The organism is Simplicispira piscis (assembly GCF_054783455.1).
The window spans coordinates 116,667-133,606 of record NZ_BAAGQN010000033.1 but is presented as its reverse complement, the minus strand read 5'-3'; the positions used below and the strand labels follow the sequence as shown (position 1 = coordinate 133,606).

Sequence of the window (16,940 nt, the reverse complement as noted above, 5' to 3'; positions counted from 1 at the left end):
GGCTCTTCAGCCCCCAGACCAGATCGGCTCAGTCGCTCTTCCTAGGAAGAACTTCTGTGCAGCGAAGCCCTCGACTGTAGCACAGGGCGAGAAGGAATCCGGCCTCAGTACGAAATATTTATGTCATGGCCCTGATAATGGGCGCTATGGCATTGATTACTCTACTAAACGCTCAACTCGCCTTCGGGCATGTGGCCTTGCTCGACCACGCTACTTTTTCGCTGGAGACTGGCGAGCGCATCGGCCTGATCGGCAGAAATGGCGCCGGGAAGTCCTCCCTGCTAAAAATACTGGGGGGGCTTGCACATTTTGACGATGGGGCGCGCCACGTTCAGCAGGGCGTGCGCATTGCTTACGTCGCACAAGAACCTGAGCTCGATCCTGCTGCGACGGTTTTTGAAGCGACTTCGCAGGGCCTGTCCAAAGTCATCGCGTTGCGCGACCAGTACTTGTCTGGTGCGGAAGGGTTGGATCTCGATGCGCTGCAAACCCAGATCGAAGCCTATGACGCATGGAACTGGGAGCAGCGCGTGGAGGAGACCTTGCAGCGACTACACCTAGATCCTCTCGGGCGCGTTGGAGACTTATCTGGCGGCACAAAAAAGCGCGTTGCCTTGGCCCAGGCCCTGGTCACCCGCCCGGACGTGTTGTTGCTGGACGAGCCGACCAACCACCTGGACCTCGATTCCATTGAATGGCTTGAGGAGTTGCTCGTGGATTTTCCGGGCAGCGTGGTGACCATTTCCCACGATCGAACCTTTCTAGATCGCGTGGCCACACGCATCGTTGAGTTGGATCGGGGGCAGTTGCGCTCCTATCCGGGCAACTTCGCGCAATATCTTGTGCAAAAGCAGGATCAATTGGCCCAAGAGGAGACCATTTCGGCCAAGGCAGACAAACTGCTGGCTCAAGAAGAAATCTGGATTCGCAAAGGGGTCGAGGCACGCCGCACGCGCAGCCAAAGCCGTATTTCACGACTTGAAGACTTGCGCTCTCATCGGGCAGCCCGTCGTGAAACCTTGGGCAGCGTGAAGATGGACCTGGCCGCCGGAGCGCCCAGCGGAAAGATCGTCGCTGAACTGGAGGGTGTCTCCAAGTCCTTTGGCGACAAGACCATCGTCCGCAACTTCACCGGCACGATTCTTCGTGGCGACAAGGTTGGCCTGATCGGCCCGAACGGCGCCGGCAAGACAACATTGCTCAAACTCATTTTGGGCGAGTTGCAGGCCGATAGCGGGCGGATTCGCCAGGGTGCCAATCTGGAGGTGGCCTATTTTGACCAGATGCGCCATGCCATTGATCTTGACGCCACCCTGGAGGATTTCATCAGCCCGGGCAGTGAATGGATAGAAATTGGCAAGCAACGCAAGCACGTCAAGAGCTACCTCGGCGATTTTCTTTTTTCTCCCGCCCGCGCGCATTCGCCTGTGCGGTCGCTGTCTGGCGGAGAGCGCAACCGGCTTTTGCTTGCGCGGCTTTTTGCACGGCCTGCCAATGTGCTGGTGCTCGACGAGCCGACGAATGATCTGGACATCGAAACACTCGACCTACTCGAAGAGTTGCTGCAGACCTATGACGGAACGGTATTCCTGGTCAGCCATGACCGCACTTTTCTGGACAATGTGGTTACCAGCACCATTGCCTTTGAAGGCGACGGGCTTTGGCGCGAATATGAAGGCAGTGTTCAGGACTGGCTGCTGCAATCCCGGCGCAGCCGAGAGATCGCGGCCGCAGCACCTTTGGCAAGTCAGTCGACCGTCGCACTAGCGAGCAGCGACAAAACGGCCGAGATTTCCCCCCCGGAAAAGCGCGAAACGCCGACAAAAAAGAAACTCAGCTACAAGGACCAACGCGAGCTCGATCAACTGCCTGGTCATATTGCGGCTCTGGAAGAAGAGCAAAAGTCGATACAAGAGACGCTTGCCGACGGATCTCTTTACAGCAGTGATGGTGCACGTGCTGCAGCGCTGCATGTGCGCGAGGGAGAAATTGAAACCGCATTGATGAATGCGCTGGAGCGGTGGTCACAGCTTTCAGAATGACTGCGTCAGAACCAATTTGGGCACACTACAGTCCTGCCCCAGGTAGGTCTGTAGTGTGCTATCGGTTGTAAGGCCCCTCAAAACCATCAAAAAGAATAGCTGCTACCGCTTGTATTTATTAGGTTTCAATGCGTTTCCCATTGGAAATCGTGGTGCAGAAAACGCTACACGCTATTGTTTTTGACAGCGTAAGCGTCAAGTCCCCTGATCCTTAGATGCGGTGGTGGACACGATCTGAACCCCCACGCAACCTGGCAACCAGTGCGGGCGCTATCTGTGCCAAGGGAAGAACCTCATCGGCAGCGCCATGGGCAATGGCTTCACGCGGCATGCCGAACACAATACAGCTGGCTTCGTCCTGCACATAGTTATAACTGCCTGCATCCTTCATTTCACGCATGGCAGCTGCGCCATCGTTGCCCATTCCGGTCAGCATGATGCCAAAGGCATTGCGTCCTGCGAGGGCCGCGCCTGACTTGAACAAAACCTCCACAGAAGGTTTATGGCGGTTGACGGCAGGACCATCGTCCACGACGGCAACGTAATTGGCGCCACTGCGGCTGATATGGAATTGCTTTCCGCCGGGAGCAATGTACGCATGCCCCGGCAAAATGCGCTCCCCGTGCACCGCTTCTTTGACCGTGATCTGGCACAAACCGTTCAGACGGGCAGCAAAGCTGGTCGTAAAGCCCGGCGGCATATGCTGGGTGATGAGAATGGCGGGCATGTCCGCAGGCAAGTGCACCAGAACTTCCTTGATGGCTTCAGTGCCCCCGGTTGATGCGCCAATGAAAATCAGTTTTTCGGTAGAAAGCCGCCCCAGCAGCCCGGCGGCAGGCAAGGGCGAAGGAGAGACAGTTCCAGGCGCCGAGGGATCGCGCTGGATACGGCGTACCTTGGCGACCGCTGCCACGCGGATTTTTTCGACAATGTGCCCCGCCAAGTCGTTCAGGCCACTGCTCAGGCCTACCCGGGGTTTGGCCACAAAATCGACAGCGCCTAGTTCCAGCGCCTTCAAGGTGACTTCCGCACCGCGTTCGGTCAATGTCGAGATCATCACCACCGGCATCGGCCGCAAACGCATCAGGCGGCCGAGGAAGTCGATGCCATCCATGCGCGGCATTTCAACGTCCAGGGTGATGACATCGGGGTCCAGTTCCCGAATAATTTCGCGTGCAATCAAGGGGTCATTGGCCGTGCCAATGCATTCCATGTCGTGCTGTCGGTTGATGATCTCGGCGAGCAAACTGCGCACCAGCGCGGAGTCATCGACAACAATCACCCGGATCTTCTTACCCATCGCCCACCTTCACATTCAAAACAAATCAACAGATCCACCGGACGTCGTCTTGGCGACCACCGCAGCATTGCCACGCTTGTCTTGCGCGACGAGTTCTTCGGGGTGGGAATGCGCCAAACGCTTGACCATGGCTTTGCCCGTCACTGGGAAAAAAACGACTTTTCGCGGGTAGATATCCAGCACATCCTCCGACACCACGGGAATACGCTCGGTGTGCAGATAGTTGACAACAAATTGCGTATTGCGCTCGCCCACGTTCATCGTGGTAAAGCTGTGCATGACCTGCGCCCCGCCAAAAATTTTGGCCTGCATGGTTTCTCGCCGGGCACCGAGCTTGAGCATTTCGTTGATCAACAACTCCATGGCATACGAGCCATAGCGCCCCGAGACATCGATCGAATCACCATCGGGCAGCATGAAGTGGTTCATTCCCCCCACACGCACACGGCTGTCCCATAGGCATGCGGCGATGCAAGAACCCAGCACGGTCATGATCACCAGGTTTTCGTTGGAAACGAAGTATTCACCGGGCAATACCTTGACGGCGTTGTATTGGAAGTGGGGGTCGTAATAGAAAAAGGAGGCCTGCCCTGGCTTGACGGATCTGGACTTCAATTCCTGCAGCGATGATTCCGGCGCCACTCCCGCATTGACAGGATAAACATCAGCCCCTAGCGGGGCAATCCGTGGTGCCCGCCGTCGTTCCGGAGTTCCAGAGGTTCTGGACGCTGCGGATGAAGCAGTCGAGTCGGTTGGACCGGATTTTGATGTGGTCATGAGTTTGAGAAAAATAACAGCCTGTGAGGGTCAGCGACGCTCGTACACCGTTTTCCCACGCAAAGTAAACAAATCCCGAGATTCACTGAAATTCTCCGCATGCCCGACAAAAAGCATGCCCCCTGGTTTAAGCACCCTGTGGATACGCTCCAGTACCCGACGCTGGGTCGCCGCATCGAAATAAATCATCACATTACGACAAAAAACCACATCAAAAGGGTCTCTGAAAGGCCAATCGTCACGAATCAGATTCACGCTGATGAAATCGATCGCCTTGATCAACTCTGGTTTGACACGCACCAAGCCGGAGTTACCGCTCTTGCCTTTCATAAAGAAACGCTGCAGATGCGCCTGCGTCAGCCCCTTCAAGCTGTCGAGCCTGTAAACGCCCTGGGCGGCCGTTGCCAGCACACGTGAATCAATATCACTGGCGGTGAGTTTGAAGTTTGCGTTGGCCCCCAGGGTCTCGAAGGCTGTCATAACAATCGAGTAGGGCTCTTCACCGGTGGATGCAGCATTGCACCATACCCGCCACGGCGTTCCTGCCGGTTTGGATTTCAGATGTGAAGCAAAAATCTCAAAGTGGTGTTGTTCACGGAAGAACGCCGTGAGATTCGTGGTGAGGGCGTTGATGAACTCCTGCCACTCTGAACCATCGTGCGTTTCCAGCCACCCGAGGTAGTCCTTAAAACTGGTGTGCCCCGTCTCACGCAAGCGGCGTGAAAGACGGCTGTACACCATGGCGTGCTTGCCCTCATGCAGATTGATGCCAGCACGCTGGTAAATCAGCGCTTGCACGCGGGAAAAGTCAGCATCCGTCCAGACAAACTCGCGTCCCTGCGCCAAAGGGCCATTCCCCCCTCCTCCTGCAGCGGCCCGCGTGGCGCTGCCACGTTCGGCACGGTCTGCCAGATCGGAATGGGGGTTGCGAAGCATGAAATTTCCTGGAGCAGTTTTGATGAACTCAATGACCTGAAACATCCGCAACGGAAGCAGCGCAGCCCCGTCGCATTGCTTCGCTGCACAGCCTTCTCAGGCCATGGAAATCATCCGCCAGCAGCTACCAGTCCCATATCGACGCTGGACATCAGTTTCTCGATATCCAGCAAAATCAGCATACGCTCGCCCACCGAGCCCAGACCGAGAATGCAATCGTTCTCGATCACGCTTTCGATATCCGGAGCCGCCCGGATATTGTCGGGAGCCAATTCCATGACATCGCTCACGGAGTCCACCACGATGCCCACGACGCGATTGCGCAGGTTCAGGATAATGACCACGGTGAAGTCGTTGTACTCTGCCTGCGAGCAATTGAACTTCAAGCGCATGTCCACGATGGGAATAATGGTCCCCCGGAGATTGACCACCCCTTTGATGAACTCAGGAGCATGCGCGATCCGGGTGGGCGGCTCGTAGCCTCTGATTTCCTGGACCTTGAGAATATCGATTCCGTATTCTTCCTGGTCCAGCCGGAACGTCAGGTATTCCCGGGCACCCGATGACACTGTTTCTGCTGCTTTGCCAATCACGCTCATGTGAATTCTCCTTACGTTGCAGTGGTGGGGGTCGATGGTGAGGCTTGCGCGTTTAATGGCGCGCTCTGCGCACCAAGCCACCAATATCAAGAATCAGGGCCACTCTGCCGTCGCCCAGAATAGTCGCGCCCGAAACGTTAGGCACTTTACGGTAGTTGGATTCGAGGTTTTTGACCACCACCTGGTGCTGTCCCAACAACTCATCCACCAGCAAGGCCACCCGGTTGCCATCGGCTTCTACCACCACCATGATGGTGCTGGATTTTTCGAGATCGAAACGCGGCACTTCAAAAATGCGCTCCAGCCCTATGACGGGCATGTATTCATCACGAACCTTGACCAACTGGGAGCCTTGAGCGACAGTGTTTACATCACTGGCGTTCACCTGGAATGATTCCACCACCGAGGACAAGGGCAGGATGTATACCTCTTCCCCGACACCGACGGACATCCCGTCCATGATGGCCAAAGTCAAAGGAAGCCGCACCGAAACCTTGGTGCCATATCCCTCCGATGAATCAATCTCGACCGAGCCATTGAGCGCTGCGATATTGCGCTTCACGACGTCCATTCCAACGCCTCGGCCTGACACATCGGTCACCACATCGGCTGTTGAAAAACCCGGAGCAAAAATGAGTTGCCAAACATCAGCGTCACTCATCTGATCCGAGACATCAATGCCACGCTCGCGCGCTTTGCTCAGGATTTTTTCGCGTGACAAGCCCTTTCCATCATCTTTCACCTCGATAACGATAGAACCGCCTTGGTGCGAGGCAGAAAGCGTAATGGTTCCGTGCTCAGGCTTGCCGTTGGCCAAACGCTCGGCAGGCAGTTCGATGCCATGGTCGCCGCTGTTGCGCACCAGATGGGTGAGAGGGTCTGTGATCTTTTCCACCAGTCCCTTATCGAGCTCAGTGGCCTCGCCCAACGTCACCAATTCAACCTTTTTACCCAGCTTGTTGGCCAGGTCGCGCAGCATGCGTGGGAAACGGCTGAACACGATGGACATCGGAATCATCCGGATGGACATGACCGATTCCTGCAAATCGCGCGTATTGCGATCCAGATCGGCCAGCCCGGCCAGCAGCTGCTGGTGCACAGCCGAGTCCAGTCCCAGGCTGTTCTGCGCCAGCATGGCCTGGGTAATGACCAACTCGCCCACCAGATTGATCAGCTGATCGACCTTGTTGACGGCCACTCGAATGGTGGTGGACTCCACCTGCGCCTGGCTTCCACCTTTGGTGTCACCTGCAGGTTTGGGCGCTATGCGGGTAACGGCCGAAGAGGGCTCGATGGCTTGCACAGCCGCCATGGCGTTGCCGGCAGGCATACCCGGTGAATTATCGAAAAACCCATAAGCCTCCTCCGCAGATGCGGGGACTGCAGCCGCCTCTAGCAACTCATCGTCTGGTGCCGCCGACACTGTCGCAATGTGCACCTGCTCCTTTGCCACGTGAAACGCAAACAGATCCAGCAAGTCACTGTCAGATGACGATGTTTCCACCGCAAAAAGCCTTGTTGCACCATCTCCAGAGGGCAGATCCGCAATCGTGCCCAGCCCGGGAATATCGCGGAACAACTCCTTGATGGCATCGGCCTGGTCCATGCGCTCCAGAGGTCCGATACGCACCTGCAGGCTGCGAGGCCCCTGGGCTGTCGACGGCGCACTGGGCGCAGCCTGAACAACGGGCGCGGGCGGCGGTGGGGGCGCGCTGGGCGCCACGGGCGCCGCGACAGCAGCACTCTGCACAGGAACGCCTCCAGCCGCCAACTCGCTGATACGGCGCACGAGATCAGCGGAGGAAGGAGGTTCATCCTGCGCTCCCGACTGGTGCCGCGCCAGCAGATTGCGCGAGGCGTCAGCGGACTCCAGCAGCACATCCACCATCTGCGGAACAGGCTGCAACTCATGGCGCCGCAATTTGTCGAGCAACGACTCCATCTGGTGCGTCAATTCCGCCACATCAGAGAAGCCAAAAGTCGCTGCACCGCCCTTGATGGAGTGCGCGCAACGGAAAATACCGTTGAGCTCTTCATCATCCGCCTTCTCCAGATCAAGATCGAGAAGCATGCTCTCCATCTGATCCAGGTTCTCACTCGCTTCCTCAAAAAAAATCTGATAGAACTGAGTCAGGTCAAAGTCTGCACCCGATCCGGATCCTTCTTGATAGGTTTCACCCATATGGCGCTCCTGTGTACTTGCTGTATGGTCAACAATGGATCTAACGGATCACTTTTTTGATCACTTCGATCAATCGATTGGGATCAAATGGCTTTACCAACCACCCAGTGGCCCCGGCTGCACGTCCTGCCTGCTTCATCTGATCGCTGGACTCCGTTGTCAGGATAAGAATGGGTATGGTTTTGAACTTAGGGTCTTCGCGCAGCTTACGGGTCAACCCGATGCCATCCAGACGCGGCATGTTCTGGTCTGCCAAAACAAGGTCTATGGCGTGGTTCTGGGCCTTTTCAAGCGCATCTTGACCATCTACCGCCTCGACTACATGGTAGCCCGCACCCGAGAGGGTAAAAGACACCATCTTCCGCATGGACGGAGAGTCATCAACGGCAAGGATCGATTGCATTTAGAACTCCAACAGGCTTCAATTTATTGATTAGATCAGGATTCTGACCGCACTAGAACAGGTCGATGGATCCGGCATCCATCTCACTTTGCGTCACTGGATTGGGGCGATCAGGGGCCATTTCCGCAAAAGGCGCTGCTTCTTCGCCGTCCTCGGAGCCCATGGATTCCGCGGCAAGCCGAAAAGCACAGCTTTGCAGTACCTTGGTGGTATGCCAGATCAGCTGCGATGCCATGTCCTGGAACTGCAGCTCTGTCACGGCGCTGCGCAACGCTGTTCGCGCTGCGGCCAACTCGGGGGAGTCGCCAACGACGGAGTCCGTCAAAGACTCGTTGGCCTCCCCGAACCGCTCAAGCAGATTGTCCGTGGCGTGGCTGAGCAAGCCCTCCAGGCGGTGCAAATCATGCATCACGACCAGCAATGAATCCTGCAATTCTGCAGCCACCATCACCGGCAGACGAACCCCGGGCCCATCAGATCCTGTTTGCATTGATTGCATCGCTTCTCCCCTGACGCAGATAGCGACAAGATACACGAATCCCAGATAACGTCGTACGCTCAAGAACAATAAACATCTCGCACACTCCCTGAGCTTTGCGTCATTCAACCGCAGAACAAGAGACCGACCTACAGGACAAGCACCCCTTGATTGTTCCAATTTGTATCCTATGATAGCCGCTCCCATGGCACCCCACTCCAATAGCCTGCCATTGCGCATCCTGCATCTTGAGGACTCGACTGCGGATCACGAACTGGCCCGCTTGACTTTACGCCGCGCCGGTTTGGGGCATACCCTGCACCGGGTGGACACGCTGGAGGGATTTCGGGACAGCCTCGGCCAAGAATCCTTTGATGTGGTTTTGGCGGACTACAACTTGCCGGGCTTTACGGCATTGGATGCCTGGGCACTGATTTCCGGGCAACCGGGGCATCCACCCTTCATTCTTCTGTCCGGGGCCATTGGTGAAGCCGCCGCAGTAGATGCCATGCGCCTGGGGATTGCAGACTATGTTCTGAAGGACGAAATCGCCCGGCTTCCCCATGTGATTGAGCGTGCACGCGAAGTACACGAAGCACGCATTGCGCGAGAGCAGGCAGTGCAAGAACTGGCCCACTCGCAACAACACCTGGCTGAACTGACCGAACACCTACAAAGCTCCATCGAGCAAGAGCGCGCAGCCATTTCACGGGAAATTCATGACGACATTGGTGGGTCACTGACCGCCATATTGTTTGATCTTGCCTGGATTGGCCGCCACGCTCAGCAAACCGAGGTCTGTGAGCATGCGCAAGCCGCTACGAACATGCTGCAGCATGCGCTGGGGGCAAGCCAACGCATCATGATGAATCTGCGCCCGCCTGTTCTGGACCAGGGACTGGTGGCCGCCGTACAGTGGTTGGCCAGTGGGTTTGAGCGGCGTAGCGGCGTAGCAACACAGGTACGCTCTAATGCCACGGTGATCCATCTTCCTCCGGAGGTTCAACTGGTAGCCTATCGCACGGCACAAGAAGCGCTGACCAACGCATCCAAATACGCACAAGCCCAAACCATTCACATCGACATGGCGGACACCGGGGGCGTTTTTACGCTGGAGATCAGTGACGACGGACGTGGGCTGGAAGACGGCGCACTCACAAAACCCAAGTCCTTCGGCCTGACGGGTCTGCGCGAGCGTGCCAAAACAGTCGATGGCTGGCTAGACATCAGTAGCCTTAGCGGACAGGGCACTTCGATCATCCTATCGGTGCCTCTATGCCCGCCGCCTGAAAAGGACAACACACCATGATTAGGGTGGTACTGTGCGATGACCACGCTGTGGTACGGCGAGGCATCCGGGACACATTGACCGAGGCGCCCGACATTGCAATTACTGGAGAAGCAGGAAGCTACCCCGAATTACGCGAAGTGCTACGCACGGCTGAATGTGATGTGTTGCTTCTGGACCTGAACATGCCTGGCCGTAATGGCCTTGAAGTCTTGGCAAGTCTGCGCGAGACGGATTCATCGATCAAGGTACTGGTGGTCTCTATGAACCCGGAGGACCAATATGCAGTGCGCTGTCTGCGTGCAGGGGCCCAAGGTTATGCCAGCAAGGCTAGCGATCCGGTCGCCCTCATCGATGCGGTCCGCACCATCTCACAGGGCCGCAAATACCTCACGCCAGAAGTGGCCCAAATGCTGGCCGACAGTGTTTCTCAACCCGAGCAGGAAGTCCCCCATGCAGCGCTTTCGGAGCGGGAACTCCAGACGCTTCTCAAAATCGCCTCGGGCAAGCGTCTATCCGAGATCGCTGATGAGTTGATGCTGAGCCCTAAAACCGTCAGCGTCTACCGTGCCCGGGTGCTAGAAAAGCTCAAGCTGAACAACAATGCGGAATTGACGGTTTACGCCATCCGCAATCAGCTCGTTTAAAACACTTTAGCGCTGCGCAGCAAATAGGTCGATGGCCTGCTGCATGAGCGTCAATACCGGCTGTTCCAGCATTGGTAGCGTGGCAGCAATGCCCAACAGCCCCACCGTCAGCGTGACAGGGAAACCCACCGCATAGATATTCATTTGCGGTGCCACTCGTGAAATGATGCCCAGCGTCAAGTTGACGAACAGCAACAAGGCGACCATGGGTAGGGCAATCCACAGCGCGCTGGAAAATAATGCCCCCCCCATTTCATACAGCCGCATCTGGGCCAGCCCATGCAAGGCGTTTCCATCAACAGGAAAACGGTCGAAGCTCTTGACCACGGCCATCAACACCATCAAATGGCCGTTGATCACCACAAACAAGAGCATGGCCATGTTTCCAAAAAACCGCGCCACAGCACTGACCTGGGCATTGCTGGCTGGATCGAAAAAGGAAGCAAAGTTCAAACCCATCTGCAAGCCAATGACTTCCCCCGCAAGCTCGACGGAAGCAAACACCAACCGGACCGCAAAGCCAATGGCCAAGCCTACGGCAACCTGTTGTGCAACCGCGCCGAATGCTTCAGGACCGTTCAAGGAAATAACGGGCTGATCTACCAGCGCCGCCTGCGCGCACAGTGCGACGAAAAACGCGAGCCCAATCTTGGCGCGCATGGGGATAGCGCGCAGAGAAAACAAAGGCGCCACCGAAAACACGGCCAAAATCCGTAAAAAGGGCCACAGGATGGGCGACAGCCAAGCGACCAACTGCGATTCAGAAAACGTGATCACAGTATGACTAAAACGCTTAAGCAATCATTGACGGGATGGACTCAATGGTGCGCCGTATGTAGTCCACCAGCGTGCTCACCATCCACGGACCTGCGATTGCAAAGACCACCATGGCGGCAATCAGCTTGGGAACGAAGGCCAGCGTCGCCTCATGGATTTGCGTCACTGCCTGAAAGATGCTGACCAGCAAGCCCACCGCCATCACCACGCCAAGAACAGGCATAGCAATCATCAACAAAAGCGTTAACGCCTCACTCCCAATGGTCAAAACCATTTGTGATGTCATGGCGGCTCCTTCACGTCACAAAACTGGCGGCCAGGGACCCGATGAGCAAATTCCATCCGTCAGCAAGGACGAATAGCATCAACTTGAACGGCAGAGCCACCAAAACGGGAGACAGCATCATCATGCCCAGCGACATCAAGATGCTGGACACCACCATATCGATCACCAGAAAGGGAATAAAGATCATGAACCCGATCTGGAATGCCGACTTGAGCTCGCTGGTGACAAACGCAGGCACCACAACCCGCAAAGGCGCAGTCTCCGCGGTCACCGAGGCCTCCAGCCGCGCCAGCCGGGCAAACAACGCAAAATCGGACTGCCGCGTCTGCTTGAGCATGAATTGCCGCATAGGGGCTTCAGCCTTCTCAATCGCCTGCTCGAAACTGATGGCATTAGTGGTGTACGGCAGATAGGCATCCTGGTACACCTTGTCCAGGGTCGGCCCCATGACAAACAGGGTCAGAAAAAGCGATAGACCGATGATGACCTGATTGGGAGGCGCCGACTGCGTGCCAATCGCCTGCCGCATCAGCGAAAGCACGATGACAATGCGCGTGAACCCGGTCATCATCAACAAAATGGCGGGCAAAAAAGACAACGCCGTAAAGAACAGCAAGGTCTGAATAGGCACGGAGAAGCTCGTGCCATTACTCCCGGAACCCACTAGTACCGGTAACGAACCGGCCGCTTGCGCCAACGCAGGCGAGTGAACGGCCAGCAAGAAAAAACTGGGCACCAGTAGCTTGGCAGTCCAAGAGAAAGCGGCAGACCTGTATTGGAGCACTCCCGCGGTCATGGGGGCGCACTCCCTACATCCAGGGCGCTGTGAGCAGCAAGGGCAGAATGGTGTTTCTGCATTTCCTGAGAAAAATCAGCACGCGGCGGTACAACACTCGCATTTTGTAGAACATGCAGGCAAGTGATGTGCTGCGCAGTCACACCCAGCACCATCTGGATGCGGGCATGCTCTGGCCCCACCTCCACAGTCACCACGCGCTGCTGCGGCCCTACGGCCACCGCAGACAGAACCCTGGCCGTTGCACCCGGCGCCAAGCCTGCGCCAGCCTGCCGCTGCTGGATGCGTCGCACCAGCCAGGGCAAAGCTGCCATGGCTGCGACGAACAGCACCACGACCCACAGCGTCTGCGACATGTCCGCGTTACCCACGACTGACCCGGCGCAAACGCTCGGAGGGGGTCACCACGTCGGTCAGGCGAATACCAAATTTATCGTTCACCACCACCACTTCACCCTGCGCGATCAGGTAGCCATTGACCAGCACATCCATCGGTTCGCCCGCAAGCGCATCAAGCTCCACCACCGACCCCTGGGCCAGTTGCAGAATATATTTGATGGGCACCTTGGTCCGCCCCAATTCGACCGACAGCTGAACCGGAATATCCAGCACCATGCTGATGTCATGCGACGTACCATCAACGCCACCAGCAGAAAACGGGCGAGCGGGCTCACCACTCAAAGGCCCGCCTTGCTCCGCATCACCAGGCGCCGCATCCGCGGTTTTCTGCTCCTCCAGCGCCTCAGCCCAACCCGCAAAGGGATCGTCTGCGGCTTCCGCGCCTTCTTTGTTTTCCGGATTATCTTCAGCCGACATCTTTTTCTCCCATCCAGTTCATGTCTGAATTGCGCAGACACTCCTCAATGCGAATTGCATATTTGGAGTTGTGGGTCCCATACTGGCACTCAAATACCGGCACCCCACCAATCGAAGCGCGTATGCGCGGCTCGCGATCCAGTTCAATAAAATCACCCGGCTTCATGGCGAGCAGTTGCTCCACCGTGGCATCGGCACGGGCCAGCTCTGCCACAAGAACGACCTCTGCCGACTGGATTTCTCGCGTCAGCACACGTACCCAGCGACGATCCACCTCAATCGAATCCCCTTGGGTGGAGGAATAAAGCACATCGCGGATCGGCTCCAGCGTGGCATAGGGCATACAGATATGAATCGCACCCGAGAGGTCCCCAATTTCAAGCTGAAAAGCTGTGGAAACCACGATTTCACTGGGTGTAGCAATATTGGCAAACTGGGGTTGCATCTCCGAGCGCTGGTAGTGCAGCTCAAGGGGATAGATACCTTGCCATGCCTTCTTGTATTCGGAGCAGATCACATCGACCAGTCGATTGATGATGCGTTGCTCTGTGGGGGAAAAGTCGCGTCCCTCGATCCGGGTCTGGAATTTCCCCACGCCGCCAAAAAGGGTATCGATGATGCCAAAAACCAGTGACGGCTCGCACACGATCAGGCCGCTACCGCGCAGCGGCCTGATCGCCACAATATTGAAATTGGTTGGTACCGCCAGTTCCCGCAAGAACGCGCTATAGCGCTGCACCGCAACGGTACCCACCGAAATTTCGGGGCTGCGGCGAATAAAATTGAACAAGCCGATACGGAAATTGCGCGCAAACCGTTCATTGACGATTTCCATCGTCGGCATGCGGCCACGAACGATACGCTCCTGGCTGGAGATATCGTAGTTGCGTATCTCGCCTTTATCGAAGACTTCTTCTTCCGTCTTCTGGCTCTCCCCCGTCACACCCTCCAAAAGGGCATCGACTTCTTCCTGGGATAAAAATGATTCGCTCATGGCAATGCCTTTGGACGCCTACTGAACGATAAAACCGGAAAAAAGCACACGCCGAACGGGATTGGGAGCGGCCTTGCGGCTTCGTGACTGCACGTCCTCCGCGCCATCATCATCGTTTTGCTTCGCACCCTTCTTTGACACAGGCGCATCAATGCCCAAAGTCTGCGACACCTCGCGCAAAATATCCGTCGCCAACTTTTCCTTGCCCTCGCGGGCCAGCAGCTCATCGGAAGTGCGCTGCGAAGCCAGCATGATGATGCCATTGCGAACGCTGGGCATATGCTGTTTGACGAGATCTGCGGTTTTACCATCGGCCAGTTCCAGGGTAATTCCCAGCTGCACAAACCGTTCACCACCGTTATCGGCGAGGTTGACCACCAAGGTGTCGATTGGCAGGAAAGTGGGCGCCACGACGGGCTCATGTGATTTCGCGGAGACAGCTTCTCCATCCTCATCTGCAGCATTGCGCTTCGACAAAAACCATGCGGCTCCACCACCCACAACGGCCAGCAGCAGCACGACCACGGCAATGATGACGATCAGCTTCTTGCTTTTGCCAGGTTTCTTTGCAGAGTCGTCTGCGGAGACATTGGAGGACACGTTGAAATTTCCTAGCGTCGGATACGGTCAGCACAGGCCCGGCATGAACGCCCGACCTTTGCACATGGCCCATTATTGGGCGCACACCGGCCCATAATAGCCAGAATAAAAGAGCAAAACCATGGCATTCCCGTGGGTTGCGCAACGCTTGCCACTCGCGCGCAAGGCAAATGCCTGATCAAACGAAGATATCGATCGAACGATCGGTCTGGTACCCCGCTTTGGGGCTCAGCTGCGTCTGTGGCGCGGCAGACACTTCAACCACTGTCTGCCTGGGCCCGCCCTGCTGATTGTTGCGACCCGACTCTTCGGAAGCCTGCCGTTGGCCAGACTCTCCCACGGTCACCCCGGACAGCGACAACCCCTCCTGGCGCAGCATCTCCCGCAACTGGGCCACGCTGTCATCCAACAGGCTTCGTGTCTCCGCCTGATCGCTGCCGAATGCCACACGGGCCTCATTGCCGGACAGTGACACACTCACCTCCACGGGTTGGCCATCGTGCTGTATGGTCATTTCCGCATTCTGAATATTCTGGTGCACCCAGAAGGCCACCTGTTCTGCCACAGCGTCTTCAGCTCCTGCCATGCCTGTATCGACGACTGCGATATCGGCCGACGGCGCCCCCTGGGATTCTGCGTTGGCCCCAGGGGCACCAAAACCTGGTGTGGCAGAGCCATTCTGATCGCCATTGTGCTGTGTGAAACGCCCTCCCGCTTCCGAGAAACCCGGCACAAAGGTGGCGGGCGGCGCCAGAGACGTGGCGGGGTCTTGGTCCATAAACCGCACTCCCTCCCGGGACTGCGCGGCACCACCACGGTGTTCAGCAGCCGAACTCTGCCCCGCCGCCGCTTGCACGGCCTGCATCACGTTCGGATCTTTCGCGCCCCCCAGACTCTTCAACGCTTGCGCGCCCTGGGCGCCGGTCATGGCGGACAAACCACCCACCGAGACCAGACCACCGCTTGCACGCGAAGGTGCGCGGCGCACTCCGCCCGCAACCGCTGCCTGCAGCGCGTCCATGCCGTCGCTCTCTAGTTCTCCTTCACGGCTCTTCACCGCAGAATCCAGCAGCGCCGTCTGGGCAACCAAACCATTCTGCGGCAGAGTCTCCAAACTGCCGAGGCTTCCCAGCGCCGATGTCGCTCGAAAACCACTCGCACCTCCCAGAACGCCGTCCTGTAATGCTTCGGTCGATGACAAGGGGGACCCTGCTGACGGCGCCAGCGGAAGGCGAGAGGCCGCATTTGCATCCACCGGCATTAAGGCTTGTGCCGACATCCAGGGCCATGCAATAGCTCCATTCTGGCCAGCCCCGTCCGTCGCCACGGCCCCCTTTTCATCCGGCACCAGGCTGCCGTCCTGGAGCATCGTGCCGTCCAGTGAAACGCTGTCACCCAAAGCCGCCAACAGAGAAAGGAACCCCCCATTGGCGCTGTCTTGCGCCTGGCCCGAAGGATCGCGCGACTGATTCGCCTGTTTGCCTCGCACAGCCTGGTGTCCCTGGCTGGGTTGTTGAGTGGTGATACGTGCCTGTTCCATGGTGCTTTGCTCCCGGCCCCTCAAGAGCCATTGAACGTTTTGCGCAACTGCATTGCAGCGCGCTCGTCGGTTTGTTTCTGCTCACGTCGTGCCTGGGCTTGCAAGGCTTCTCTATGGCGCTTTTCCACCAGCTTCTGCAAACTGGCCAGCCGTAGCTCTGTGGCCAGCAGCGCCTGCTGCGCCACATCCACCCGTTCAGTTTGATCCCCCACCACGCCCGTCTGCAAACCTGCGGCATGGTCCAGCCGGTCCATAAAGTGGTAATGGTGGTGCATCACTTCCGGCATCACTACGGCATCCGGGCGCATACCCCAACGGTTTTGCGTCTCCCGCGCGTAGCCTTCGAGCTGGCTCAACTGGTCTTGAGCCGCCTGGCGGGCGCTGCACGCATCCTGCAGAACCCGGCGAGCCTCGTCCCGCTGGCGCACTGCCATTTCGACAGCGACGGACAGTGCATTGGAAGTTGCCATTGCGTGCAC

At 57.2% G+C, this 16,940-nt stretch carries 19 protein-coding genes; 3 read left to right on the top strand and 16 right to left on the bottom strand.

Translation table 11 applies throughout. The annotated features are described in order from the left end of the window. The first annotated feature begins 146 nt into the window (after window positions 1-146). Window positions 147-2,042, top strand: coding sequence for an ATP-binding cassette domain-containing protein (locus tag ACYVOC_RS18855; RefSeq protein WP_461162780.1), 1,896 nt, complete (start codon window positions 147-149; stop codon window positions 2,040-2,042). A 211-nt stretch (window positions 2,043-2,253) separates the two neighbouring features. On the opposite strand, the gene ACYVOC_RS18850 is transcribed toward ACYVOC_RS18855, so the two are convergent. The 7 genes from ACYVOC_RS18850 to ACYVOC_RS18820 all read right to left on the bottom strand — a co-directional run bounded on the left by ACYVOC_RS18850 (window position 2,254) and on the right by ACYVOC_RS18820 (window position 8,738). After that, entirely contained in the window at window positions 2,254-3,342 is a 1,089-nt protein-coding gene (locus ACYVOC_RS18850; protein ID WP_461162779.1) for a protein-glutamate methylesterase/protein-glutamine glutaminase, read from the bottom strand. A gap of 15 nt (window positions 3,343-3,357) precedes the next feature. Next, window positions 3,358-4,119 (bottom strand): chemoreceptor glutamine deamidase CheD, encoded by a 762-nt coding sequence (cheD, locus tag ACYVOC_RS18845; RefSeq protein WP_116004879.1) that lies wholly within the window; start codon window positions 4,117-4,119, stop codon window positions 3,358-3,360. 30 nt (window positions 4,120-4,149) lie between these two features. Further along, a complete protein-coding gene (locus tag ACYVOC_RS18840; RefSeq protein WP_116004880.1) occupies window positions 4,150-5,055 on the bottom strand; it encodes a CheR family methyltransferase in 906 nt (301 codons plus the stop codon). Between the two features lie 110 nt (window positions 5,056-5,165). Beyond that, complete coding sequence (locus tag ACYVOC_RS18835) at window positions 5,166-5,654, bottom strand: chemotaxis protein CheW (RefSeq protein WP_116004881.1); 489 nt, start codon at window positions 5,652-5,654, stop codon at window positions 5,166-5,168. A gap of 52 nt (window positions 5,655-5,706) precedes the next feature. Continuing rightward, window positions 5,707-7,836 carry a chemotaxis protein CheW gene (locus tag ACYVOC_RS18830; protein WP_461162778.1) on the bottom strand — a complete coding sequence of 710 codons (2,130 nt, stop codon included), beginning with the start codon at window positions 7,834-7,836 and terminating at the stop codon, window positions 5,707-5,709. A 40-nt stretch (window positions 7,837-7,876) separates the two neighbouring features. Next, window positions 7,877-8,239 carry a response regulator gene (locus ACYVOC_RS18825; RefSeq protein WP_116004883.1) on the bottom strand — a complete coding sequence of 121 codons (363 nt, stop codon included), beginning with the start codon at window positions 8,237-8,239 and terminating at the stop codon, window positions 7,877-7,879. 52 nt (window positions 8,240-8,291) lie between these two features. After that, window positions 8,292-8,738 carry a hypothetical protein gene (locus tag ACYVOC_RS18820; RefSeq protein ID WP_116004884.1) on the bottom strand — a complete coding sequence of 149 codons (447 nt, stop codon included), beginning with the start codon at window positions 8,736-8,738 and terminating at the stop codon, window positions 8,292-8,294. A gap of 169 nt (window positions 8,739-8,907) precedes the next feature. Here ACYVOC_RS18820 and ACYVOC_RS18815 point away from each other — a divergent pair, with 169 nt between their 5' ends. Further along, window positions 8,908-10,026, top strand: a complete 1,119-nt coding sequence (locus tag ACYVOC_RS18815) for a hybrid sensor histidine kinase/response regulator (RefSeq protein ID WP_461162777.1) — start codon at window positions 8,908-8,910, stop codon at window positions 10,024-10,026. Next, entirely contained in the window at window positions 10,023-10,652 is a 630-nt protein-coding gene (locus tag ACYVOC_RS18810; RefSeq protein ID WP_116004886.1) for a response regulator, read from the top strand. Before ACYVOC_RS18815 ends, ACYVOC_RS18810 begins: the two co-directional genes overlap by 4 nt. A 6-nt stretch (window positions 10,653-10,658) precedes the next feature. Here ACYVOC_RS18810 and fliR read toward each other — a convergent pair whose 3' ends face one another. The 9 genes from fliR to fliJ all read right to left on the bottom strand — a co-directional run bounded on the left by fliR (window position 10,659) and on the right by fliJ (window position 16,931). Continuing rightward, on the bottom strand, window positions 10,659-11,429 hold the full coding sequence (fliR, locus tag ACYVOC_RS18805) for a flagellar biosynthetic protein FliR (protein ID WP_116004887.1): 771 nt from the start codon (window positions 11,427-11,429) through the stop codon (window positions 10,659-10,661). A 16-nt stretch (window positions 11,430-11,445) separates the two neighbouring features. Then, entirely contained in the window at window positions 11,446-11,715 is a 270-nt protein-coding gene (gene fliQ, locus ACYVOC_RS18800; RefSeq protein WP_116004888.1) for a flagellar biosynthesis protein FliQ, read from the bottom strand. Between the two features lie 10 nt (window positions 11,716-11,725). Next, window positions 11,726-12,511, bottom strand: coding sequence for a flagellar type III secretion system pore protein FliP (fliP, locus tag ACYVOC_RS18795; protein WP_461162776.1), 786 nt, complete (start codon window positions 12,509-12,511; stop codon window positions 11,726-11,728). Then, entirely contained in the window at window positions 12,508-12,867 is a 360-nt protein-coding gene (locus tag ACYVOC_RS18790) for a FliO/MopB family protein (RefSeq protein WP_461162775.1), read from the bottom strand. The genes fliP and ACYVOC_RS18790 overlap by 4 nt, the downstream gene beginning before the upstream one ends. Window positions 12,868-12,874: 7 nt before the next feature. Continuing rightward, on the bottom strand, window positions 12,875-13,327 hold the full coding sequence (gene fliN / locus ACYVOC_RS18785; RefSeq protein WP_116004890.1) for a flagellar motor switch protein FliN: 453 nt from the start codon (window positions 13,325-13,327) through the stop codon (window positions 12,875-12,877). Next, entirely contained in the window at window positions 13,317-14,321 is a 1,005-nt protein-coding gene (fliM, locus tag ACYVOC_RS18780; protein WP_116004891.1) for a flagellar motor switch protein FliM, read from the bottom strand. Before fliM ends, fliN begins: the two co-directional genes overlap by 11 nt. Before the next feature lie 18 nt (window positions 14,322-14,339). Further along, the gene (locus ACYVOC_RS18775) at window positions 14,340-14,921 is read right to left on the bottom strand and encodes a flagellar basal body-associated FliL family protein (RefSeq protein WP_461162774.1); all 582 of its coding nucleotides are present in this window, start codon (window positions 14,919-14,921) and stop codon (window positions 14,340-14,342) included. Window positions 14,922-15,099: 178 nt separating this feature from the next. After that, entirely contained in the window at window positions 15,100-16,461 is a 1,362-nt protein-coding gene (locus ACYVOC_RS18770) for a flagellar hook-length control protein FliK (RefSeq protein ID WP_461162773.1), read from the bottom strand. 20 nt (window positions 16,462-16,481) lie between these two features. Next, window positions 16,482-16,931, bottom strand: coding sequence for a flagellar export protein FliJ (gene fliJ, locus ACYVOC_RS18765; protein ID WP_461162772.1), 450 nt, complete (start codon window positions 16,929-16,931; stop codon window positions 16,482-16,484). Window positions 16,932-16,940: the final 9 nt, after the last annotated feature.